General features: G+C 51.3%; 16 protein-coding genes and 1 CRISPR repeat array. Of the genes, 15 read left to right on the plus strand and 1 reads right to left on the minus strand.

Translation table 11 applies throughout. The features are described 5' to 3' along the window. Positions 1-50 precede the first annotated feature (50 nt). The 4 genes from FD38_RS09305 to FD38_RS09320 all read left to right on the plus strand — a co-directional run bounded on the left by FD38_RS09305 (position 51) and on the right by FD38_RS09320 (position 6,532). Positions 51-1,379, plus strand: a complete 1,329-nt coding sequence (locus FD38_RS09305; RefSeq protein ID WP_057733548.1) for a D-alanyl-D-alanine carboxypeptidase family protein — start codon at positions 51-53, stop codon at positions 1,377-1,379. 446 nt (positions 1,380-1,825) lie between these two features. Continuing rightward, positions 1,826-5,125 (plus strand): YhgE/Pip domain-containing protein, encoded by a 3,300-nt coding sequence (locus tag FD38_RS09310; protein WP_225430781.1) that lies wholly within the window; start codon positions 1,826-1,828, stop codon positions 5,123-5,125. A 240-nt stretch (positions 5,126-5,365) separates the two neighbouring features. Beyond that, a complete protein-coding gene (locus FD38_RS09315; RefSeq protein WP_057733552.1) occupies positions 5,366-6,169 on the plus strand; it encodes an AzlC family ABC transporter permease in 804 nt (267 codons plus the stop codon). Between the two features lie 18 nt (positions 6,170-6,187). Continuing rightward, positions 6,188-6,532 carry an AzlD domain-containing protein gene (locus FD38_RS09320; RefSeq protein ID WP_057733554.1) on the plus strand — a complete coding sequence of 115 codons (345 nt, stop codon included), beginning with the start codon at positions 6,188-6,190 and terminating at the stop codon, positions 6,530-6,532. A gap of 206 nt (positions 6,533-6,738) precedes the next feature. Then, positions 6,739-7,011: a CRISPR direct-repeat array (repeat unit 29 nt; unit sequence AGTATTCCCCACACGTGTGGGGGTGATTC). Positions 7,012-7,236: 225 nt separating this feature from the next. Here the strand turns inward: FD38_RS09320 and FD38_RS09325 are convergent. Continuing rightward, positions 7,237-8,430, minus strand: coding sequence for a class I SAM-dependent methyltransferase (locus tag FD38_RS09325; protein ID WP_057733556.1), 1,194 nt, complete (start codon positions 8,428-8,430; stop codon positions 7,237-7,239). Positions 8,431-8,626: 196 nt separating this feature from the next. Between FD38_RS09325 and FD38_RS09330 the strand changes: the two genes are divergently transcribed. From FD38_RS09330 to FD38_RS12795, 11 genes are all read left to right on the plus strand, one after another. Next, on the plus strand, positions 8,627-9,553 hold the full coding sequence (locus FD38_RS09330; protein ID WP_057733558.1) for a hypothetical protein: 927 nt from the start codon (positions 8,627-8,629) through the stop codon (positions 9,551-9,553). 500 nt (positions 9,554-10,053) lie between these two features. After that, complete coding sequence (locus FD38_RS09335) at positions 10,054-11,238, plus strand: ROK family protein (protein ID WP_057733560.1); 1,185 nt, start codon at positions 10,054-10,056, stop codon at positions 11,236-11,238. 242 nt (positions 11,239-11,480) lie between these two features. Then, a complete protein-coding gene (locus FD38_RS09340) occupies positions 11,481-12,587 on the plus strand; it encodes an AI-2E family transporter (RefSeq protein ID WP_057733561.1) in 1,107 nt (368 codons plus the stop codon). A gap of 192 nt (positions 12,588-12,779) precedes the next feature. Continuing rightward, positions 12,780-14,360, plus strand: coding sequence for a collagen binding domain-containing protein (locus tag FD38_RS09345; protein ID WP_057733563.1), 1,581 nt, complete (start codon positions 12,780-12,782; stop codon positions 14,358-14,360). Between the two features lie 165 nt (positions 14,361-14,525). After that, positions 14,526-15,218: a 2,3-diphosphoglycerate-dependent phosphoglycerate mutase gene (locus FD38_RS09350; RefSeq protein WP_057733565.1), complete on the plus strand. Its 693-nt coding sequence runs from the start codon at positions 14,526-14,528 to the stop codon at positions 15,216-15,218. Positions 15,219-15,479: 261 nt separating this feature from the next. Further along, complete coding sequence (locus tag FD38_RS09355) at positions 15,480-15,698, plus strand: hypothetical protein (RefSeq protein ID WP_057733567.1); 219 nt, start codon at positions 15,480-15,482, stop codon at positions 15,696-15,698. A gap of 47 nt (positions 15,699-15,745) precedes the next feature. Continuing rightward, a complete protein-coding gene (locus FD38_RS09360; protein ID WP_045808046.1) occupies positions 15,746-15,997 on the plus strand; it encodes a hypothetical protein in 252 nt (83 codons plus the stop codon). Positions 15,998-16,177: 180 nt separating this feature from the next. Continuing rightward, complete coding sequence (locus FD38_RS09365; protein ID WP_057733569.1) at positions 16,178-16,489, plus strand: PadR family transcriptional regulator; 312 nt, start codon at positions 16,178-16,180, stop codon at positions 16,487-16,489. A gap of 13 nt (positions 16,490-16,502) precedes the next feature. After that, complete coding sequence (locus FD38_RS09370; protein WP_057733571.1) at positions 16,503-17,126, plus strand: DUF2812 domain-containing protein; 624 nt, start codon at positions 16,503-16,505, stop codon at positions 17,124-17,126. A gap of 332 nt (positions 17,127-17,458) precedes the next feature. After that, positions 17,459-18,130 (plus strand): hypothetical protein, encoded by a 672-nt coding sequence (locus FD38_RS09375; RefSeq protein ID WP_057733573.1) that lies wholly within the window; start codon positions 17,459-17,461, stop codon positions 18,128-18,130. A gap of 434 nt (positions 18,131-18,564) precedes the next feature. Further along, complete coding sequence (locus tag FD38_RS12795; protein ID WP_162254318.1) at positions 18,565-22,914, plus strand: MucBP domain-containing protein; 4,350 nt, start codon at positions 18,565-18,567, stop codon at positions 22,912-22,914. Positions 22,915-23,305 lie beyond the last annotated feature (391 nt).

Raw genomic sequence — 23,305 nt, forward strand, 5'->3', positions numbered from 1 at the left:
ATTCAACCGTGGTTCCGGCCACGGTTACATAAGAACAGGAGAGTTTTGCATTGAAACGTTTACGTCAAGTCATGGTGGGGGTCGTTGCGGCCGTCACGTTACTGACGGGTGGTCTGAGTACCGGGGCAGTGACGCCCACGGTTACGGCCCACGCCGCCACCAGCACCACGAGTTCCACGGTCAATTTGAAGGCCAAGGCCGGCATTGCCGTCGATGCCACGACCGGCCAGATCCTGTACGAAAAAAACGGCGACCAGTCCTTGCCGGTCGCCTCGATGTCCAAGCTATTGTCGATTTACTTAGTATTACAGGCCGTCCACGCCGGTAAACTCAAGTGGAATCAGAAGATTACCATCAGTAAGCCGATTGCCAAGGTGGCTGAAAACACCGACTTGTCTAACGTCCCACTGCGGGCGGGGCACAGTTACACGGTCAAGGCCCTCTACCAGGCGTCGTTGATCTACTCCGCTAACGGGGCAATTGAAGCGTTGGGGAGTGCCGTGGCGGGGTCGCCACACGCGTTTGTCACCCAGATGAAGGCGCAAGCTAAGAAGTTGGGGATGACCAACGTCAAAATCTATAACGCCTGTGGGTTGACCAACAAACAGGTGGGCGACCTGGGTTACAGCAACGTTGCCGGCAAGGCCGAAAACGAATGGTCGGCCGCCGACCAGGCTAAGCTCGCCGTGGCGTTACTGGATAAGTATCCGGAAGTCCTGCAGACCACTAAGATTACCAAGATGTGGTTTGAAAAGGGGACTAAGGACGCCACCAAGATGGAAAACTGGAACTGGATGTTGAAGGGCTTGACCGCGTCGTATACTAAGTTACACGTGGACGGCCTAAAGACCGGGACGTCGGATGCCGCCGGGGCCAACTTTACCGGGACCGCTCACAACAACGGGAACCGGATCATCACGGTGGTCCTGCACGCCGCGCACAAGTCCGAAACGGACCCGTCACGGTTCCAGCAGACCCAAAAGATGATGTCGTACGTCTACAATAACTTTAAGACGGTCACGTACCACGCCGGTCAATCGATCACCGGGGCCAAGTCGGTGACGACCCACGACGCGAAAGCTAAGACCGCGAAGACGGCGCTGGCCAGTGACGTGAAGCTTTGGATTCGTAACGACCAGGTCGCCAGCAACATCACGGCTAAGCCGCAGTTAAAGGCGAGCCTGACCAAGGACAACGCCTTGGAGGCGCCGGTCGCTAAGAACCAACAAATCGGGACCGCTAACCTGTCGCTGAAGGGCGACCAACTCGGCTTCTTGGGGAACACCAAGACCGTCAAAGTACCGCTGAAGGTGACCCAATCCGTGGAAAAGGCGAACGTCTTTGTCCGGATGTGGCGCTGGGTGGTTGCGCTGTTTTAATAGAAAATAAAAAACCTATCGCTTGCGATGGGGCCAAAAGGAGTCCAATTCGTTGATGAATTGGATTCCTTTTTTTGCGGACAACGGGCTAAGCGGCAATCAGTGTTAAAATTTAGGCGGCTAATTTGATTAATATCAAGTTAAAGGCGCTGGACTTCACGCATAATAAAGCCAGCAGGCCGGCCCTGGATGGTATTAACAATCGACAGTCCTGAAAACGACCAACCGTAAAACTTGAAAGTTATGAAACAACGACTTTTTTTATAATTGGGTAAAACGTTTGAAAAGGCTGATGTACCAAGTGTTTTCAGTAATTGAAAGATAGTTGACGACCTGTTGCTTTTTTGACAAGTCAAGCATTGATGTGCGAGTATACTTTATGATTAGCTGAAAACGCGCAATTTTTAAGGAAATTTTGAGGATAAAGGGAGTTGGAACTTTTGAAAATGGTGAAAGGCGAATGGAGCTATATTCGGCATAATCGGTTGATTTTGATTTCCGTTTTAGCAATTATGTTTATTCCATTCCTCTATAGTATTTTCTTCCTGCGGTCCGTTTGGGATCCGTACGGAGAAACCAGTGAACTGCCGGTTGCGGTGGTGAACCTGGACAAACCGGTGACCTATCAGGGTCAGAAGTTAAATGTGGGTGACCAAACCGTCACCAACTTAAAGAAGAATCATCAGCTGGGTTGGAAGTTTGTGTCCAAACAACAGGCCGCCCAGGGACTGAAAGATCGCAAGTATTACACGGTCATCACGATTCCTAAGAACTTTTCGGCCCATGCGGCCACGGCATTAGACGAACATCCTAAGAAGATGACGTTGACCTACAACACCAATGCTTCGGCGAACTACATTGCTGAAGTCATGAGTCAGGTCGGGGCCACCAAGCTGCAAAACGAAATCAGCGCTAAGGTGACGAAGGCTTACGCCCAAGCAACCTTTAAGTTGGTTTACCAGGTCGGCAAGGGGATGGACAAGGCTGCCACGGGGTCCGCTCAGTTGAAGGACGGGACTACCACGTTGACGGATGGGTTGAACACCTATACCACCGGGGTAAAGAAGCTTGATAACGGGTTACAACAGATGAAGACCTCCGTGAAGCCACTGGCCACGGGAATTCAACAGTTGAACGATGGGGCTGCGACGCTGAAGTCCGGCCTGACCCAGTACACGTCTGGTGTGGGTCAATACACATCTGGCGTTAACCAATACACGTCTGGTGTGGGTCAATACTCCGCCGGGGTCAACCAATACACGTCTGGCGTGGGTCAATACTCCGCTGGGGTCAACCAGTACACGGCCGGTGTGGGGCAATACACGTCTGGTGTGAACCAGTTTACCAGTGGGGTCAGCCAGCTGAGTGCGGGGATGCCAAAACTGACCGCCGGGACCAAGCAACTGAGTACCGGGGCTAGTTCCCTGAACAGTGGCGTTTACAAGTATGTCGATGGGGTCTACACGTTAAATGACGGTGTCCAAAAGCTGGGCGCTGGCGTGGGACCACTGAAGAGTGGGGTTTCCCAATTGTCTAGTGGGAGTAGCGCTCTGAACTCCGGTTTATCGAAATTGAGTGACAACTCGAGCTCCCTGAATGATGGGGCTTCGAGTTTGGCCTCTAAGGCAACGGAACTTTCTAGCAGTGTGAGCCAGTTAGGGACGGCTGCTAATATGGCAACTAATCAATTAAATCAATTAGATCTCTCAAGCTTATCCGGGTTGCCGAGTCAGGTTAAGGCCCTAAGTGCAGGTTTAACCCAGGTTAGCCAAGGGGTTGACGGAATTAGCAAGTATGCTAGTGATATTCAACAGCGTGCTAAGAGTGGCAGTACCGCTACCCCAGCAACGTCGGCAGCTAAGACGGTAACGAAGACGACGACCAGTGGTGCGGATAGCTCTTCAGTGACCGCCGCTAAGGATGCCACGTCAGCCGCCGCTGCTACGGCCGCCAGTTTAAAGGCCGCCGCTGCCAAGGAAGATAACAGTGAAGAGGTTAGTGCTTTAGCCTCTAAGTTAGCGTCGGAAACGGCTGCCGCTAATGACAAGACGGGCGCCATTTCTACTAGTGGAACGTCAACGACGGAAGAAACTAAAACCGCTGGTAGCGATACATCTGCCAGTTCTTCTGATTCAAGTAACATGGAAGCAATTGCCAAGGATGCTGCGGCAATTGTGACTTACAGTGCCGGCATCACAAGCGGCTTAAGCACAATTAATTCGCAGTTAACGACTGCAATTTCAAGCCTGCCTGATACTAAAGGTTTGGCTTCCCAAGTGGCAGAATTGAAGCAATTCGCCGGCGCCGTTTCACAACTGAACGCCGCTGTGAACCCATCGTCAGGAACCTCCTTATCCCAAGGGGTCGACACCTTGACTAATGGGGTGAAGACTTACACTTCCGGCGTCGATTCTGCGTTTAACGGGTCCACGACCTTGAATAACGGGCTGAACAGCTTGAATTCACAAGTACCAACCCTGAGTGACGGTATCACGCAGATCATGAACGGGACCGCCGAACTGGCTAAGAATGGGAAGGCCTTGAAGTCGGGGTCTAGCCAAGTCTCCAGTGGTGCTGCAACCCTGAACAGTGGTCTGCAAACGGCCGCAGCCGGGGTCAACAAGCTTAACGCCAACACGGGTAAGCTGACGGCGGCTGGGAACAAACTGAATTCCAGCACTGGTCAACTGACGGCGGCTGGTAACAAGTTGAATTCCAGCACTGGTAAACTAACGGCAGCCGGGAACAAGTTGAATTCCAGTACCGGTCAATTGACGGCGGCTGGCAACAAGCTGAACCAGGCGTCCCCACAATTAACCAGTGGGGCCAGCCAATTAGCCGCTGGGACCGCCCAACTGAACAGTAAGGTGCCAACGCTGACCAGTGGGGTGAACCAATTAGCTGATGGTTCGGCACAACTGAACGAAAACAGTCCGAAATTAGTCGCTGGTGCGAAGAAGTTGAACGCCGGTAGCGGTAAGCTGGCCAAGTCCCTGAAGTCCGGGGCCGACCAGATCAACGACCAACCACTGACTAACAAGACGGCGGACATGTTCTCCTCACCAACCAAGTTGGCCCACAAGAACTACAGTTACGTGCCAAACTACGGGCACGCACTGGCACCTTACGTGCTGTCTGTGGCCCTCTATGTGGGAGCCTTGGTCTTCAACTTCGCCTTCCCAATTCGGAAGGTCTCGCTTGAAGGCGGCAGTGCAACGGGCTGGTTCTTCAGTAAGGTCTCGATTGGGGCCGTTGAAGCCTTAGCCATGGCCGTCATCGAACCATCCCTGATGATGTTAGGGGGCCTGACGGTCGAACACCCAGGTCAACTGATTATCCTCTCAATAGCGTTCTCGGAGGCGTCGATGTTCATTGTCATGTTCCTGTCGATGCTGCTGGACAACCCAGGACGGTTTATCGCCATGGTTCTCCTGATGCTTCAATTAGGGGGTTCCGGTGGGACCTTCCCAATGGAAGTGACGAACCACTTCTATAACGTGGTCCATCCGTTCTTACCAATGACTTACTCAATCCTCGGATTCCGGCAAGCCATTACGGACGGGATGGGGAGCGGCGTCGAGTGGCAGGCTGTGATGGTCTTAGCTCTCTTCACCGTGATTAGTCTGGCTTTACTGTTCCCAACTATGCATTGGTTACAGAAGAAGCACCTGATGGGGGTTTCCCAGTTAGACGATAACCAAAAGTTGCAGGCGGTTGAAGATCCAACCAGTCGGCGGCATTCCTAAAAAGTAACCTGTATAAAACGGCGGTGGATCGCTCTGGTCCGCCGCCGTTTTAGCATGATAGGGTGATGAAAAGTCACCACAAACTTTCACAAAGGGGAGTCGCCAGACCCGAAAAAGCGGTTTCGTCCCTTGATAATGTTCGGGTTACGGTATGAAAATCTTGTGAAACATGGTAAAATATCCTCGTGTGGTTTTATAACGCATTTCATATCTCAGAGTATTCGACGGAGGCAAACATTCTTGAATAAACGAAGGCCAAACCCCAAGCGAGTGCCCGACCCCAATGAACCCTTATGGCGGTCGACACTGCGGGTAGCCATGCCCCTTAACTTGAGTTACATTCCTATCGGGCTGGCTTGTGGGATTTTGCTCCACGCGGCAGGGTTCAATACCCTATTGACCGGATTAGTTTCCTTATTGATTTTCTCCGGTGGGGCACAATTTTTAATTGCCACGATGTTGACCATTAATTCCCCATTACTTTCAATTGTCTTGATGCTGTTTTTCTTGGAATTACGGTATGCACTTTTGAGTTCGAGTCTTTCCCCGTACTTAAAAGGGCAATCCAACCGCTTTTTATTTATTTTTGCAATCTCGCTTAACGATGAAAACTACGCCATCAACTACCTGAAGTTCGCCACGGATAAGAAGTGGACGGGCAAGGAGGCCCTGCTGGTGGAACACTATTCGTTGCTGTTCTGGGCGATGAGTAACGTCATCGGGAGTTTGATCGGGAGTGCGCTTAAAATCGATCTCGGCATCGTTAATTTCGCGCTGACGGCCCTGTTCCTCTACATGATCGTGATGCAGATTAAAAACCGGCTAACGGTGGTCATCTGCCTGATTTCGGGGGTGCTCGCCGCGGTCTGCATGATGATTACCAAGTCGACGTTGGGCCTGGTGATTTCGACCATCATCTCTTCACTGATTGGATTCGGGTTGGAGACGACGCTGCGTAAGCGACTGCCGGATAGCCACTGGCTCTGGAAGTTACGGGGGCCGGGAGCTAAGCAATCGGCGGTAGAAAGTTCGGATGGAAAATAAGGATGCAGGGAGAAGTTTATGAGTACAGTTAATACGTGGACCAGTACGCAGCATTTTTGGTTAATTATTCTCGGCTTTTTCGTTGCCTTCCTGCCGCGATTCATTCCGCTGATGCTGTTTACCAAGCGTGAGATTCCAGAGTGGTTTAACGAATGGATGAAGTTTGTCCCCGTGTCGCTTTTCACGGCTCTGGTAGTCAAAGATGTGTTTATCGACAGTAAAAGTTACCAGCTGATGTTCACCCAGGTGCCAGAAATGTTGGCCGCGGTGATCGTCATCATCATCGCGTACCGCACGCGCTCAATGGCGCTTTCCGTGATTACGGGACTGATTGGCGTGTTTCTGCTGTCGATGGTGATATAAATAAATTTAGTAAATCCGTTATATCGGCATCATCCACTCTCCTGAGAGAAGTGGGTGATGCCTTTTTTTATTAAAAATGTAATTAATGGGGTATTCGTATCTTTGATTGAAAATAGAGCGCATTGCAGGTACAATTAATGAAAACAAGTTAATGCAAAACTGCAATAGACGAGATTCAAAATGCTGCTATGACGGCTTTTGTTTAGTGTATTCCCCACACGTGTGGGGGTGATTCCGTATCGTCGATACGCTAGCTGTCCTGGTGTCAGTATTCCCCACACGTGTGGGGGTGATTCCGACCGGGGACCAAACGGACTATGCTAGGGCAAGTATTCCCCACACGTGTGGGGGTGATTCCCCCAGTGTCTTTAAAAATCTGTTTTGCGGAGAGTATTCCCCACACGTGTGGGGGTGATTCTTGTACCTACTTGACGTTTTATTTTCAACCAGAGTATTCCCCACACATGTGGGGGTGGACCCTTATCATTGGTCTATGTTTGTTGTACATGGCTTATATTCCCTACACGTGTGGAGGGTGATTCTCATTGATTGCATTAGCTGAAATTATTATCGGTCTGTGTCTGCTGTATATGGCCTTTTCTGTACTAACTGGTCATTAAAAAGCTTACCCACTACGCTGATCAGACGTAGTGGGTAAGCTTTTTTATGATGTTACGGTCCGCGGCCGCAACTAGTTTATCGAGTTAGTCAGTTACTTTATCCGTTTCGGCGTACATGTAGTCCCGCGTCATCGGTAACATCCGGGCGGAAGGCCCCTTGGAAATCAAGTATTGAATTACGTCGATGTTACCGGACTTGAAGGATGCTGCACAGGCCTGTAAGTACAGGTCCCACATGCGGACAAACTTGTCGTCGAACATCTTGGCGACTTCTTCGCGGTGTTGATTGAAGTTTTGATCCCAGATTTCCACGGTCTTTTGGTAGTGTCGGCGCAGGGGTTCCATATCATCGATTTGTAAGCCGTTTTCGATGATGTGGGTCGTGTTTTCCACCAGACCAGGCACGTAGCCACCGGGGAAAATCCACTTGTTCAACCAGCCATTGTTGGCGCCACCCTGTTGCCGGGTGATTCCGTGAATTAGAGCTACACCGTCGTTCATCAGGTACTTCTGGACACAATTGAAGTATTCACCCAAGTTTTCGGCGCCGACGTGTTCGAACATCCCCACAGAGGTGATGTAGTCCCACTGTTCGTTGCCCAATTCCCGGTAGTCTTCCAACCGAACTTCGGCGACGTCTTGGAGACCCTCGTCGTTAATCCGTTGGGTCACGTAGTCGTACTGTTCCTGACTCAGGGTGATTCCCGTGACGTGTAAGCCGTATTCTTTAGCGGCCGTAAGCATCAACGTACCCCAGCCACAACCGATATCCAGAAGCGTTTTACCCGGTTGGGGGTTGAGCTTCTTGATGATGTGGTGGACCTTGTTGACTTGAGCGGTCTCCAGGTCATCGTCGGGCGTCTCGAAGTAGGCACACGAGTAGGTCATGGTGCTGTCCAGCCAGAGTTGGTAGAAGTTGTTACCGATGTCGTAATGGTTCTGAACGTCGGCCTTACTTTCCTTTTCGGTGTGTTTTTGCTTCGGCAAGAAGTGAATGTACTTCTTATTATGGAAGAAGCTGTCCGCATTTTCGTAGGCGGCCGTCAGCAGGTCTTCGATACTGCCGTCGATTTCAATCGTGCCGTCCATGATGGCTTCCCCCAACGCGATGGATGCGTTCCGGGAGATTTCCTTGACCGGAATGGCCTGGTGGATGGTGATCGTGTTGGCGGGCGTGCCGGTCCCGTAGACGTCACTGGTACCGTCCCAGTAATTTACGCGGACGGGGATGTTGAAGGTGTGGCTAAGAAACGTTTTGTAAAAAGTTTTTTCAAGCATGTCAGGGGTCCTTTCTGGTTTGTCTTCCAATTAAGGAAAACGAAATTACTTCGCCATTATACGCCTTTACCCCGGGGCAACGTAAGGGCTGCGACTCAGTGTAACCGCTTAACCAGCGATGAAGTTTGCAAATTTACCGGATTTACCAAATGAGCATGGTATAATGAAACTACAAAAACCAGCGGAGGTCTTCACTTTGAAAAAATGGGTATGGGTCGTCGCGACAATCGTGGTTGCATTGCTCATCGGTGGCTATGCTTACTCCAACCACCACGCGACCGCGAAGGAATATCAAGCGGCAATGACGAACGGGCGGACAGCCTTAAAGAATAAAGATTACACGCAAGCCGAAAGCTACTTTCAGAACGCTTTGAAGCGGCGGTTGAACGATCGGACCGCGCAAACGTACTTAACGCAAACGCAACGGTTCGTGTCCGGGGAGAACGCCATGGATGCGCGCAAGTTTGGGCACGCCCAAGCCCGCTACCAGACGGTCAAGACTACCAAGAATGGGTCAACGGTGCTGGTAAACCGCGCGACCAAGCGTTTGAAACAGGTCAAGGTGATTCGGGCGAACGTGGCTCAATTCAAGCAATTGTTAAGTAAGGCCCAAGATCAGAACCAAGCCTTAAATTACGGCACGTCGAACACCACGCTCGACGAGTTGTTCAACAACAGTAAGTTCCAACAGGTCTACTACAAGAACCTGTACGCCCAAGCGTTAGCTTTACGGAAGGCCAACAACGCGGGCCAGACCAGTGTGGTGACTAACCGTAGTTCCGCTGCCACGAGTACCACGGGATCGGGCACCACTACCAGCAGCAGTAGTGCGACGACGGGCACGACCAGCAACAGCAGCAGTAATGGCGCGTCATTGACGTCGTCAGAATCCGCGGCCGCCCAAAACTACCAGGGGTCCAACGAATACACCGTCACTAAGAAACAAAAGGAACTGAACGGGAAGGTCATTACGGCCGGACAAATCAGCTCCGCGCGGCAGACAATCAATGCGGCTGGCGGTCAAGCCGACGCCATGAGTGATCAGGATGTTCGGGTGGCTTTACAGCAGGCGAATAAAAAGGGTCTATCGTTGACCAAGTACACACAACAATATTTGAAATAAAGACATGACGTCACTTTCGGGTGGCGTTTTTTTGATGGGTGACTTAATTAACCGAGTGATTGGCAGTACCTTTCAATTAATCGTATGATAAACTAACCAGCGATTCAGAAGGAAACCGGACTATTTACGACTAAGTATTTGCTTCTAGTTAATTAATTGATGGGTAATGTAGTTTGTAAAGTTAGTTTACGAGCAGTTAGAAAGTTTTCTGACGGCACTTATCGTGATTTGACGCACAAAACGTCAAGTCTACCAGTGGTTTGGGGGGTATTTTACCGCCCCAAAAGCCGGTTTGGCGGTGAGTCATTATTTACCCGCTATTGGTAAGGGAGGTTTACTATAGTAATAGGTCCACAAACCAATTACACTGTAAGGGGGGTAAGGTGGTGTGGCACCGGTTAACCAGAATTGTGACGATCTTGGGGGGTCAAGCGATTCTACTCGGTTTAAAAACGGCGGAGCGTCGCGGTTAGTCGGAGGTCCAACATCACTACCAAATTATGATTATTAATAAGCACATCATGCGGACGACGAACGAAAAGCAGGTATTGCAACAGATTGTCAACGCTGGACCAATTTCGCGGAGTCAGATTTCACGGAACCTGAGTCTCAACAAGGTGACGGTCTCAGACATTTATAGTGAGTTGCTTCACGAAGGCTTGATTCGCGAAGTTGGGCACGGCGTTAGTACGCGGAATGGTGGCCGGAAACCGGTGATGGCGTTACTCAACGTGGACTATGGGTACGTGATCAGCATCAACTTGTTACGGCAACGGTTCACCATGTTGGCCTGTCGGTTAGATGGTAAATCCGAAGATTATACCAGTGTGTCGACACGGAACGTGGACCTCACGTCCGTACTCGACATGATTGAAGAACACATTCGGCAAATGATGGGTGACCGGGATACCCGGTTACTCGGATTGTCCTTTGGCTTAGACGGTGTGATTTACGAAAACCAAATTTTGAACGCCGGGCTCAACGGGTTGAAGGACTTCGACCTGGCTAAGTACTTCGGCGATAAGTTCAACGTGCCGGTGGTCCTAGAAAACCTGGCCAACGAAGCGGCCATCTTCGAACGGGACTTCTCCGGCGAAGGGGTCTACGAAAACCTGATCTCGGTCACCATTCGCGACCAGGTTAGCGCCGGCATCATCACCAACGGTCACCTGTACCGCGGGCACCGCGGCGAGGCTGGCGTGATTGGTAAGTGTCCGCTGGCCGATCGCTACCAGGAACAGAACCACGAAACCGTGAACCACTACGTTTCTGAAACCAGCGTGCTCAAGCGCATCATGGCTTATCAGAAACTCGACCGGGTCGACGTGAACCGGATTCGGCGCGACTACCTGGGACACCAACCGGAATTATTGGCGATCCTGGACGAATTTTCCTACTACCTGGCCAAGGTTCTCGCCAACATCTCCAGTAGTTTCGCGCCGGACGCGATTTTATTGAACGCGCCGATTCTAGAACTCCTACCGGAACTGATGGATGACGTGCGCGGTTACGTCGACAAGTTGGCGATTCCGCGTAAGGCGCCGTTGCTGCTGACCAAGAACGCCAAGGAAGCCTCCTTGATGGGTGGCGCATCGGCCATCATTCACCGGGTCTTAGCCCTGGACGATCTCCAATTGACGTTTAGAAACGAGCGGCCGGTGGTCCTCGAACAAATTGAATCTTAGTACGCTGAAGTTTACAGCGGGACCCGTCAATTTTGGCGGGTCTTTTTGATTGGATGACGGCACCGCAATTTTTGAGCGGCCTAACGACGACAATTGCGTCTACGGTGGGCTGGTGAGACGACCCGCTACTTGGTTTTAAAGATCTGGCGTTGGTAGATTAGTCTGCCGTTGGGGAAATCCTTAGGGAAATGGGGGCGTTGCGGTATAATGAAAGCTGACTAAAAGAGTGGGGGGATTCGACCTTGAATTTATGGGAACGGTTTACAACGAACATTCGCTTACGCCGCTTCGTGGTGCTAGCTTTTATCATCCTAATCCTGTGGCTGGTCCGCAGCGAAATGAACACGATTCTACTGACCTTTATCTTTACCTTTCTGGTGCTTCAGCTGGTCAAGTTCGTGCGCCGGCACGTCAAGATTCCGACGCAACTGATCGTGGTGCTGACCTACGTGATCATCTTGGGCGGGCTGTATTGGGCCGTGACCACGTATCTGCCCCAGATTGTGACGTCGTCGGTCCACGGAATTGAGAAACTCTACAAGTTTTATCAAAATCCGGACAATGACACCAACCAGATTGCCCGTTGGGTGACCAACTACATCAGTACCTCGGACCTGCTGGGACAGGTGCAAAACGGCGCCAAGGTCGTCTTGAACTACGTCTCAACCATCGGCTCGTTTGGCTTGACGGTCTTCATGTCGATGATCCTCAGCTTCTTCTTTACCATCGAAAGCAAGCAGATGACGGCCTTTTCCCAACGGTTTTTGACCAGTACCTACGGCTGGGTCTTCCAGGATATCAAGTTCTTCGCCGATAAATTTATCAATACCTTCGGCGTGGTGCTGGAGGCTCAATTCTTCATCGCGATGTGCAACACCGTGATTACCACGGCCATTCTGGCCATCATGAAGATGCCGCAGTTGCCAACGCTGGCGATTATGATTTTTATCCTCAGCCTGGTGCCGGTGGCCGGGGTCATCGTGTCGGTGATTCCACTGGCCGTGCTGGGATATTCCGTGGGCGGCTACCGCTACATCGTCTATATCTTAGTGATGATCGTGGTGGTCCACGCGTTAGAAGCCTACGTCTTGAATCCCAAGTTCATGTCTAGCCGGACGGAGCTGCCCATCTTCTACACCTTCGTGGTGTTGTTGGCGGGCGAACAACTCTTCGGCGTTTGGGGCCTGATCGTGGGGGTTCCCATTTTCACCTTCTTCCTCGATATCTTGGGTGTGCGGCCGGTCCACGGATTACACCCGGGCGTCGACGTCGAGAAGCTCCGCCAATACCGGCAAACGCACGGGAAACGGCGGCACCATCACGACGATGACCAGGACCATTCCGAATAATAAATGAAGTAACGGTGACTTTCTGCGGAGAGTCACCGTTTTTTTGAGAGGTAGTTAAGCCGCATCAGTTGTCTAACCAGGGGGTAATCCATCGGTAAAGTTATCATCGGTTCTTGGGCGGGGCTACGCTGAAGATGAACAGTTCGACCAATGTCTTTTCTAAGGCGTTGGGCCCAAAAAGGGGGAGTTCTAATGCGCAGATTACGTCAGATCATCATGACGAGTTTGTCTGCCATGATTATGGGAATTATCCCGTTAGCCATCCCAGTGACGACACAAGCTGCCACCACCCCTACGGCTAATTGGTCGGTCGATGTGAACGGTAATATCACCGGCCGGGATGCGAACAATTATCCCAATCAGTTGACCTGGAACGTCGGTTTCAACTCGACCGGTCAAGATTTGGGAAGTGCGAGTTTGGTCAACACGTTGAGTCCGGGACAGGCTTACGTCCCCGGTAGCGTCACGGCAACTACCGGGACGTTTAATGCCGATGGATCCTTCAGCAGTACCGGCGGCCACGAATTAACACCGACGGTCACCGTGAACGGCACCACCACGTTAGGCCAACAACTGACGGTGGCGTTTAGCGACGTGAACGCGCCGATCGCGGTCTATTACCGAACTACACCCCAAGTCAGTGGGTTAAACGGTAACTGGATGGCGACGGCCGAAGTTGCCGGGCACGCCAGCACGAGTCAAATCAACTGGGACGGCCTGACCGACTCAGATCCGGTCAAGACGCCAACGAGTTCTTCAACGGCGTCCTCATCGAGTTTGTCCAGCAGTTCTAGTTCGTCGGCCCCCGCTAAGGCGCCGGCTTCTTCCACCGTGACGAGTCACGCAACGACCACGGTCACCGTGGGCGGCAGTGGCATGACCGATGGTGCCGGTGGCGGCGTTGACGAAGATAGTTCGTCTAGCGAGCCAATGACCGATGGCGCTGGTGGCGATGTCGATGAAGATAGCTCCAATGAAGTCGACAGTTCATCCAGCAGTCACATGACTGACGGTGCTGGCGGCGGTGTCGATGAAGATAGCTCCAACGAAGTCGACAGTTCATCCAGCAGTCACATGACCGATGGCGCCGGTGGTGGCGTAGATGATTCTTCGGATGAATCCGCGGAATCCAGTAGCGAACCGAGTGCCTCTAGCTCCGCGACGATGCCTAGTGAACCTAGTGTGTCAAGCTCATCGAGTGCTTCTAGTTCATCGAGTTCGTCGAGTTCTTCTAGCGTGATCAGTAGTTCGCAGTCGAGTCAATCGTCTTCTACACCGGTCACGGTTCCAAGCGAGTCGTCGAGTCAAACGTCATCGACGCCAAGTGTCACGGTACCCGGCACCTCATCGAGTACCTCGAGTTCTGCGACTAGCAGTAGCGCCGTTTCCAGTATGCCGGGAATCTCCAGCAGTGCTGCTAGCTCCAGTGTCGCTTCGTCCGGTCAGGGCGTGCTGGCACCGGGGATGAGCTCGAGTTCGAGTGCGCAATCGAGTCAACCGGTTACCGGTGGTCAAAGTGCTACGGTGCCGGCCAACAGCGGTACGGTCGCTGGGTTACCACAATCCGGGACTCAAGCGGCAATTGCTGGTTCACAATCCGTAACGCAGCCCAATGCCATGACTAGTGGTTCTGCGGTCAGTGCCGCATTGCCCGTTACGGCTACGGGACGTTTGCCACAAACTAATGACGCCACCAACTATGCTGGCGTGGTCTTCGGTGGTTTGATGATCATCGGGTTAGGCCTCGCGTTTGTCAGTCGTAAGCAACCTTAACTTAAATCAGTAAGCCAGATTGGGTGACCGACCTGGCTTTTTGGGTCCAACGAGAAGAAAACGGTTACCTGGTGAACCGCGGGGTTAAAATGGGAATAATGCTGAAATTTCCGGGGAGATGGTGTAAAATAACAGGGTAAAACTAAGAAGAAAGAGGTCTAAATAATGGCAAAATTAGTACTGATTCGCCACGGCCAAAGTGAATGGAACCTTTCCAACCAATTCACTGGCTGGGTTGACGTTGACTTGAGTGAAAAGGGTGTCGAAGAAGCAAAGGCTGCTGGGAAGAAAGTTAAGGAAGCCGGCTTGGAATTCGATTACGCTTACACTTCAGTTCTGAAGCGGGCCATCAAGACGTTACACTACGTTTTGGAAGAATCCGACCAACTTTGGGTTCCAGAAACTAAGACGTGGCGTTTGAACGAACGGCACTATGGCGCATTACAAGGCTTAAACAAGAAGGAAACGGCTGAAAAGTACGGCGACGACCAAGTGCACATCTGGCGTCGGTCCTACGATGTGTTGCCTCCACTGTTGAGTGCTGATGACGAAGGTTCCGCTGTGAACGATCGTCGTTACGCTGACTTGGATCCAAACATCATCCCTGGTGGTGAAAACTTGAAGGTTACCTTGGAACGGGTTATGCCATTCTGGGAAGACCAAATCGCGCCTAAGTTGCTGGATGGCAAGAACGTCATCATCGCAGCCCACGGAAACTCATTACGTGCTTTAAGCAAGTACATCGAACGGATCTCTGATGACGACATCATGGACCTCGAAATGGCGACTGGTGAACCAGTGGTTTACGACTTCGATGACAAGTTAAACATGACGAACAAGGTTAAGTTGGGCAAGTAATTGCCAGCTTAATTGAAGGCCGATCCGGCTTACGCAGGGTCGGCTTTTTCGTGGGGAAAATTAGAGTGTGCCGCAGGGCGGTTAGGCAGTGAGCATTAACGGCATTAGGATGATTAGCCTGGGCTGGGCTAATTGGCCTAATGGGGTTAAGCGGAGCTGGCTGCCCGGTAGGTGCACGTTTCGACACCGGTGGTCACTAATTGGTCACTTTTGGTCGTTTAATTTAGGTTACTTGGGACTATTCGAGGGAGGGCTCTTTGGATGTATGAGGTTGACGAGCTACTGGAAGCTAAGCGTCAAATTGACTCAACGTTGCATAAGATTCGGGAGGTCGTGAAGACCTTTGAAGCTAAAGAGAATCCTAGTCGGTACAAGTCCCAGCTAACTTTGGCTAAACGGCGGTTGAAGGCCTTTGGGATAGCTAATCAATTGATTGAAGATAAGCTGGCTGAGTTAGAGAGTGACCACGGTGGACACTAAACAGGCACCATTTAAACACAACTATAAGAGAAGAAAAGAGATTGAATTTGGCAACTAAAGAAGTTACGCAAGTTGAAATGATGAAGATTATCGCACTGTTCCGCAAAGAAGGTTTCAAGGGAGAATATGAGGACTTCCAACGAGTCAGTGGGACTGACCGGGAGTTCTTTGTGGTTATGAGTAACGAACAGGGCATTAAGGCGTTGTTCCGGGCTAGTTTGATGTTGAATGCGGTGCAGTTCCAGTACGTGTTGGATGATAAGCACACGTTTGTGCAGGAAGACGCGGATGCCAGCTAAAGATTGACTAAAATAGCGTCACCAAGTCCAACCGCTTGGTGGCGCTATTCTTTTACCTTTTTATAAGCACGTTAATACCAAGTTTTCCCCGAGTACTTGTTTTTCCAAAACTAAGCAGTTAGACTATATACAGTTAAACGATATATAGTACCACTGTATAAGAAAGAAGGCATTGTCCGAATGACACGCAATCGTCATTTGCCCTTGACCGAAACCACGACCTACATTTTACTGGCCTTAACCCAGCCGTTGCACGGGTATGGTGCCATTCAGAAAATCACAGAACTGAGTGACGGAGCCGTGAAGGTGGCTGCGGGGACCATGTACGGCGCGATTGAAAACTTATTGAAGCTGGGCTGGATTCACGAAGTTCCCAGTGCCGATAAGCGCCGCCGGGTCTATGAGGTAACGGCTCAAGGTCAAGACATTTTACGACAGGAGATTCAACGCTTGCGCCAGTTGGGGAACTTGGCGACACAGTTAGGCTATTAGGGGGAGTAAGGTTATGAAAAAGGTTCATCTGTTTTTTACGTTGGATGCCGAGGAATCCTGGATCAATACGGTGCAGGCGGGTGGTTACCGGCTGAGTCATGTTACCCGGTGGTTGGCCCTTTATACGTTTACACCGCTGACGAAAACGGCGACGGTCAATCCGTACACGCGCCTCGATTTTCGCAATAAAGCCATGTCACAACGTAATTACGCGGATTATTGTCAATTATTCGCCGATAGCGGCTGGCGCCTGATTACTGGTAGTCGACATGGTGGGGCTCAATACTTTCAACAAACCACGGTCACCGCGGATCACGATATTTTTTCGGATAGCCAGTCGCGCGCCCGGAGTCGACAACGCTACTTACAGTTTAGTCTGACGTTCACAGTTCTATTTTTCCTGTACGCGGGGGCCTGCGTACGCAATTCGACCGCTGGTTGGAGTGGCCTGTGGCACGTGAAAAGTTGGTACCTGACGCCGGGAATCTGGCAGATGCACGGATTTCAATTCTGGCGAGCGATGTTGATTGAAACGCCGGTGGCCGTGCTGCGAGCAGTGCCGGCTTACGTATTCTTAATATTAGGAATCTTTTATTTAATTCGGGTGATGGTGAACTTACCGCGTAAATTAAGTTAGTGGCAAGTCGCGTCCAGCTATTCAATCTCAGTTCGCGTTGCCGTTACTAAGGTTTTTACTATTACCAACGTCTCTGGCCCAACAAGAACACTTTATCAAATTCAATCAGCACGCTATGCCGTTTAGGGTAGCGTGCTTTTATTTTAGCCATGGAAGGGCCCGGGAGTTATTGGGTCCACGCGGCCGGTGGCGGGGATACGATCGACCTGACCGTCACGGCTGATTAGCTGGCCGGCTAAGAATTCCCTTGCATTGGGCCTAGTTGGGCGCGTACCATGACTAGGTTAGTAAAAACGGGGGCTCATGTCCCTGCGAATAGGGGGAGTTTTAACATGAATTTTGCCAATCAATACGCGTTTGACCGGGCCGCGACCCGGGAGTTGGTCACCGGAAACCTGGAGCGGCTGGTAACCGTGACAGGCCGGTTAGACGGTCTGGTTGCCGGTCCGGAAACCGTTGCGGGTCAGAATCTGAAACGCGCTTACCAGGAAGTCCTCGCTCACGATCAGCCCCTAGTGGCGACGGACATCTGGACCCTGAACCAACAGGTGTGCGCCGGCACGCCGGGGGCCGGGCAACTCCGAACGGTCACACTCAGTTCTGATGCGGACGGGTGGGTACCGCCAATTCCGGTGGCGGCGCGCGCCCAACGGGACCTGACAGCGATCCTGACCACCCAAAAATCGACTACGGAACGAGCGATGGAGGTCTTACTTTACCTGTCACGCTGGCAACTCTTTCCAGCCGGTAATCAACGAACGGCCCTAGTGGCGGCCAATGCCGTGATGCTGGCTGACGGAGCGGGCGTCTTGGCCATTCCGGCGGACAAGTTGGACTGGTACCAGACCCAGTTACGTGATTACCAACGGGCCGGGCGAGGGTTGGTCATCAAGCAGTGGCTGTATCGCAATGCCGTTTGGGGCACGCCAGCGGGCCGAGTAGCCGAACAGCCGCAACAGTTCCACCAGAACAAGTACTCACCGTTGAACGGGCCATTAGATTAAATAGTGTCCACAACGTTGATAGTTTAATTCGAATTCTAAAGGGTAACCAGTCCTTAGCGATTGGTTATTTTTTTAGCTTTAATAATTTTAGTGGAACATCAATAATTAATTAGACATCTTTTTAAATGTGTTGCTATTTTCTTTCGGCTTTTGACAAAATATTCATTACTTCCAATTAATGTTCGGTAGTCCCATTAGGCTTGAATTATCTGGCCTTAAATGGCAATCCAACCTAAATGCTGATATGTCAAGGATAATGGATGATTCTTAAGGCTTAATCACCTTATTCGTAATACCCATTGATGGACACGCCCCTGTATAAAAGATACAATAAAATTATAAATAATATTTACTTTTTAGTTTACATAGTAAGCCGATTAGTGAACGTGAGTGGTCTTCAAATCAGGATTCCTAGTTTGGGAGGGGGAGGTATCATGTTTAAGCCAATGAATTCACAATCACATTATAAGATGTATAAAAAAGGGAAATTTTGGGTAGTCGCCGGTATCTTCACGGCAACCTTAACGTTCGGTACAATGGCGCCAGCTCATGCGGATGCGACGCCTCAGTCCGAAGCAGACACCACGACGATTACGGCATCGTCTGCGACAGATGCAACAAAATCGGCTCCGGCCAGCAGTGCGCCCAAGTCAGTAACGCCAGCGTCATCTGCCGCGACCTCAACGTCTTCGGCCGCCACGTCAACGCCCCAACTGGCCGCTGATCCGGCCATAGAATCGTCTACTAATCAAGCCAGCTCAGCGAAACCCGCCGCGGATTCCTCGTCGCAGTCGTCAGAACCCGCTAAACCAGCAGAAACGCCAGCGCCCACGACGAAACCAGCCGCGGCTGAACAACCGGCAACGCCCGCTAAAGATGCCGCTAAGGACGGTGTGGTCAAGGACGCCTTGCCAACCGCTAAAGTGGAAAGCGACCAATTGACCGCTAAATCGGCGACCCCGGCCGCATTGGCTGCCAAAGCAGACCAGACGGACCAGAAATTAGTGTATGACGATGCCCCAATTGACGAGTGGATGCCTAACAAGGCGCTGCAGCAGGCTCTATTGGCGACTTTCCAAAATACGCGCTGGTCATCACGGAATCAAAACTTTTTAGACCCGGATTATGATTCCAAACCAGGGGCCAAGGTTTGGAACTCGGTTGCGGATATTACCAAGAGTGATTTGTTATTACTTAAAGGGTTTTCGTTACAAACTCAATTTTCGACTTACATTGATGGCAAAACGTCCTATTCTATCGACGGCCTTCAGTACGCCACGAATCTTCAAAAGTTGGATTTACTAAACACCTTAAATTCTACGAATAACGGAAAAACGCCGGGCTATCAACACGGTGACATTACGGATATTTCGCCAATTAAAAATTTGACAAATCTAACCTGGTTACAGATTTCAAATAATCGAGTCAGTGACATTACACCGTTGGAAAACATGAAAAAGTTGACGTACTTATCAGCTGTCAACAACTCTATTCAGGATTTTTCGATGCTGAATGAAGCCCAATTTACGGATAGCTTGAATATAATTGATCAGGAATTCTACCGTGATCCGGTCTACATTAAAGCGGGCCAAGATACGGTCACCCTATCTAATATGGGAGTGAAGTTACCGCAAAATCATGGCGCAACGGTCGGAACTTATCAAGAAGTTTCCTGGACAAGTGTTGGCGGGGATGACTACTGGACGTACTATACGCGAACCCCCATGACGATAAATACTTTTCGACGGGGAGCTGATGGGACAGCGGTTAGTGATACGCAGGTCAAGTACACGATTTTAAAGAAACAAGTGACCCCGGGACCAACCACCAGTTCAGCTGCTGGCTATGGAGTTGGGGTTCATCGGCAGCCCTACACTTACTACTTAGTCGCCAATTACTATGATCAAGAGGGTTACAGGATTGCCACCTACTTTACCCCATACATCACGGATGCCGAAGCGGCCGCCGCAGTAACGGTCCATTATCAGGACCAAAAGGGAAACGCCATTGCTCCCGATGATGTGTTGGACCAAGGCGCCGTGGGGCAGACGTACACCACGAGCCCGAAGACGGTCACGGGTTACACGCTGGATCAGACACAATTGCCAACTAACGCCACGGGGACGTTTGGCCAAGACGCCATCACGGTCACGTACGTGTACAACCAAGCGGATGGCGCGCCCATCACGGTGACCTACGTGGATGAAAATGGGACCGCTTTAGCGCCTGGTGCCACCTTGAACGGTAAGTACGGAGACGCCTACACGGCGGACCAAAAGGCGATTACGGGCTACCAGCTCAAGCAAACGCTGGGGGATGCCCAAGGCGTCTTCACGTTGGTACCGCAAACCGTGACGTTCGTGTACGAGAAAGCCATGTCGTCGATCGTGATCCATTACCAGGACGCCCAAGGCCACGACCTGGTCCCCGCCGAAACGCAGACGGGTCAGGTGGGCACGGACTACGCGGCCACGGCTAAGACGATTACGGGCTACAAGCTGGTCACCACACCGGTGAACGCCACGGGCCAATTTACGGCCACGCCACAAACCGTGACGTTTGTCTACGATCAGGCCATGTCGTCGATTACGATTCATTATCAAGATACGCAGGGCCACGACTTAGTTCCCGCGGAAACCCAGGCGGGTCAAGTCGGCACGGACTATGCGGCCACGGCAAAAACGATTACGGGCTACAAGTTGGTCACTACGCCGGCTAACGCGACCGGGAAGTTTACCGAAAACGCGCAAACTATCACGTTTGTCTATGACCAGCAGATGTCGTCGATCGTGATTCGCTACCAGGATAAACAGGGACATAACCTGCTGCCAGCCGAAACTCAGGCGGGGCAAGTCGGCACGGCTTACGCGGTTGCGGCGAAACCCATCACGGGTTACCAGTTAGTGACCACGCCAGTCAACGCCACGGGTAAGTTTACCGAAAACGCGCAAACCATCACGTTTGTCTACGACCAGCAGATGTCATCGATCGTGGTCAATTATCAAGACGACCAAGGTAACATCTTAGCGCCAACCGAAACGCAAACGGGTCAAGTGGGCACCAATTACACCACGCAGGCGAAGACCATTAAAGGTTATAAGCTGGTCACTACGCCAGCCAACGCTACCGGTCAATTTACGGAAGCGCCACAAACGGTCACCTTCGTTTACACCAAGGCGATGTCGTCAATCGTAGTGAATTACCAGGATGACCAAGGTAACATCTTAGCGCCAACCGAAACGCAAACGGGTCAAGTGGGCACCAATTACACCACGCAGGCGAAGACCATTAAAGGTTATAAGCTGGTCACTACGCCAGCCAACGCCACCGGTCAATTTACGGAAGCCCCACAGACGGTAACGTTCATTTACGCCAAGGCAATGTCGTCAATCGTGGTCAATTACCAAGATGACCAAGGCAACACTTTAGCGCCAACCGAAACGCAAACGGGTCAAGTCGGGACGGACTACACGGCGACGGCCAAGGCCATCAAAGGTTATAAGCTGGTCACCACGCCAGCCAACGCTACCGGCCAGTTTACGGAAACGCCACAAACGGTCACCTTCATTTACGCCAAGGCGATGTCGTCAATCGTGATCAACTACCAGGATGACCAGGGCAACACCTTAGCGCCAACTGAAACGCTAGCGGGCCAAGTGGGCACGGACTACACAACGACAGCTAAGACCATTAAGGGCTACAAGCTGGTCACTACGCCAGCCAACGCTACCGGTCAATTTACGGAAGCGCCACAAACGGTCACCTTCGTTTACACCAAGGCAATGTCGTCAATCGTGATCAATTACCAGGATGACCAGGGTAACATCTTAGCCCCAGCGGAGACGCTGACGGGTCAAGTGGGCACGGACTACACGGCAACGGCCAAGACGATTAAGGGCTACAAGCTGGTCACCACGCCAGCCAACGCTACCGGCCAATTCACGGAAGCGCCACAAACGGTCACCTTCATTTACACCAAGGCGATGTCGTCAATCGTGGTGAACTACCAAGATGACCAGGGCAACGCCTTAGCTCCGGCTGAAACGCAAACGGGTCAAGTGGGCATGGACTACACCACGCAAGCGAAGGCCATTGCGGGGTACACCTTGACCACCACGCCGGCGAACGCCACGGGCCAATTTGCGGCCACCGCGCAGACCATCACCTACGTTTACACCAAGGACGCCGTCGTAACGCCACCAGTCGTGACGCCAACGCCGACGGTCACCATTACGGTGCACTACCAAACCACAACGGGACAAGCACTCGGCCCCGACGTGGTACTTACGGGTAAGCAGGGGGATGCCTACACGACAGCCCCAATCACCGTGGCTGGCTACCGGTTAACGGGCACCCCAACTAATGCCACGGGGACGTTTGGCACCACGGCCGATACGGTCACTTACGTTTACGAGCCAATCACGGCAACGGGTGGTGACGGTGACCAAGGCACCACGGCACCGAGTGTTCCGGGGACGAAACACCCACAACCCGTAACGCCACAACCACAGCCGCAAAAGGTCGTTCAGGGTAACCAGGCCGACCGCGTGACCGTTAAGGCGCCAACCAACACCACGCCGGTCCGGCCAGCGACTACTCAAGTCGCCGCCCCGACAAAGGTGAGTGCGCCGGTCGCCACGTCTCAGCGGACGCTTAACCAACTGGGCACCACGGCCACTAAATTACCGCAGACCAACGAGCAAAAGACCACCGGTTGGTGGGGCTTGACACTGTTGGGCTTGTTGGGTGGTATTGTGGGCTGGAAGCGCCGGTCCGAAAAGTAGACTAATACCATAATTACAGCAAAAGAGTCACCGGAATCGTCATTCCGGTGGCTCTTTTTTTGAAAAAAATGATTATCAGCCGCTCTGGTAATTCGGTATACAAACCTTATCTTTTGTAAGCGATTCAATCAGTTGAATGATCAATAAAATTGGAATTTTTGATAATTATTAAAATTAATAAAAAATAATGCCTATGGTTTAGCGGTTTTGCCATTATTAATTTAAGGGTGGAAAGTTAACTGGCAAACGACCAAATAATTAGTTATTTAAAAGATGTTAATGTAGTTACCATTTTGTGTAGTTGTAACGTTAGTAATGATAAAAGTATACATCTTGAATGTATTTCCTAATGACACTATACTGAAAATTAAGTGACGGGTTCAATTTTCTC

The sequence above is a fragment of the Levilactobacillus zymae DSM 19395 genome (assembly GCF_001434115.1).
Lineage (GTDB): Bacteria > Bacillota > Bacilli > Lactobacillales > Lactobacillaceae > Levilactobacillus > Levilactobacillus zymae.

Coding starts and splice junctions, on each gene's coding strand:
- FD38_RS09310 (WP_225430781.1), top strand. CDS start 1,826: ATGGTGAAAGGCGAATGGAGCTATATTCGGCATAATCGGTTGATTTTG.
- FD38_RS09320 (WP_057733554.1), top strand. CDS start 6,188: ATGAGTACAGTTAATACGTGGACCAGTACGCAGCATTTTTGGTTAATT.
- FD38_RS09325 (WP_057733556.1), bottom strand. CDS start 8,430: ATGCTTGAAAAAACTTTTTACAAAACGTTTCTTAGCCACACCTTCAAC.
- FD38_RS09335 (WP_057733560.1), top strand. CDS start 10,054: ATGATTATTAATAAGCACATCATGCGGACGACGAACGAAAAGCAGGTA.
- FD38_RS09345 (WP_057733563.1), top strand. CDS start 12,780: ATGCGCAGATTACGTCAGATCATCATGACGAGTTTGTCTGCCATGATT.
- FD38_RS09350 (WP_057733565.1), top strand. CDS start 14,526: ATGGCAAAATTAGTACTGATTCGCCACGGCCAAAGTGAATGGAACCTT.
- FD38_RS09355 (WP_057733567.1), top strand. CDS start 15,480: ATGTATGAGGTTGACGAGCTACTGGAAGCTAAGCGTCAAATTGACTCA.
- FD38_RS09365 (WP_057733569.1), top strand. CDS start 16,178: ATGACACGCAATCGTCATTTGCCCTTGACCGAAACCACGACCTACATT.
- FD38_RS09370 (WP_057733571.1), top strand. CDS start 16,503: ATGAAAAAGGTTCATCTGTTTTTTACGTTGGATGCCGAGGAATCCTGG.
- FD38_RS09375 (WP_057733573.1), top strand. CDS start 17,459: ATGAATTTTGCCAATCAATACGCGTTTGACCGGGCCGCGACCCGGGAG.
- FD38_RS12795 (WP_162254318.1), top strand. CDS start 18,565: ATGTTTAAGCCAATGAATTCACAATCACATTATAAGATGTATAAAAAA.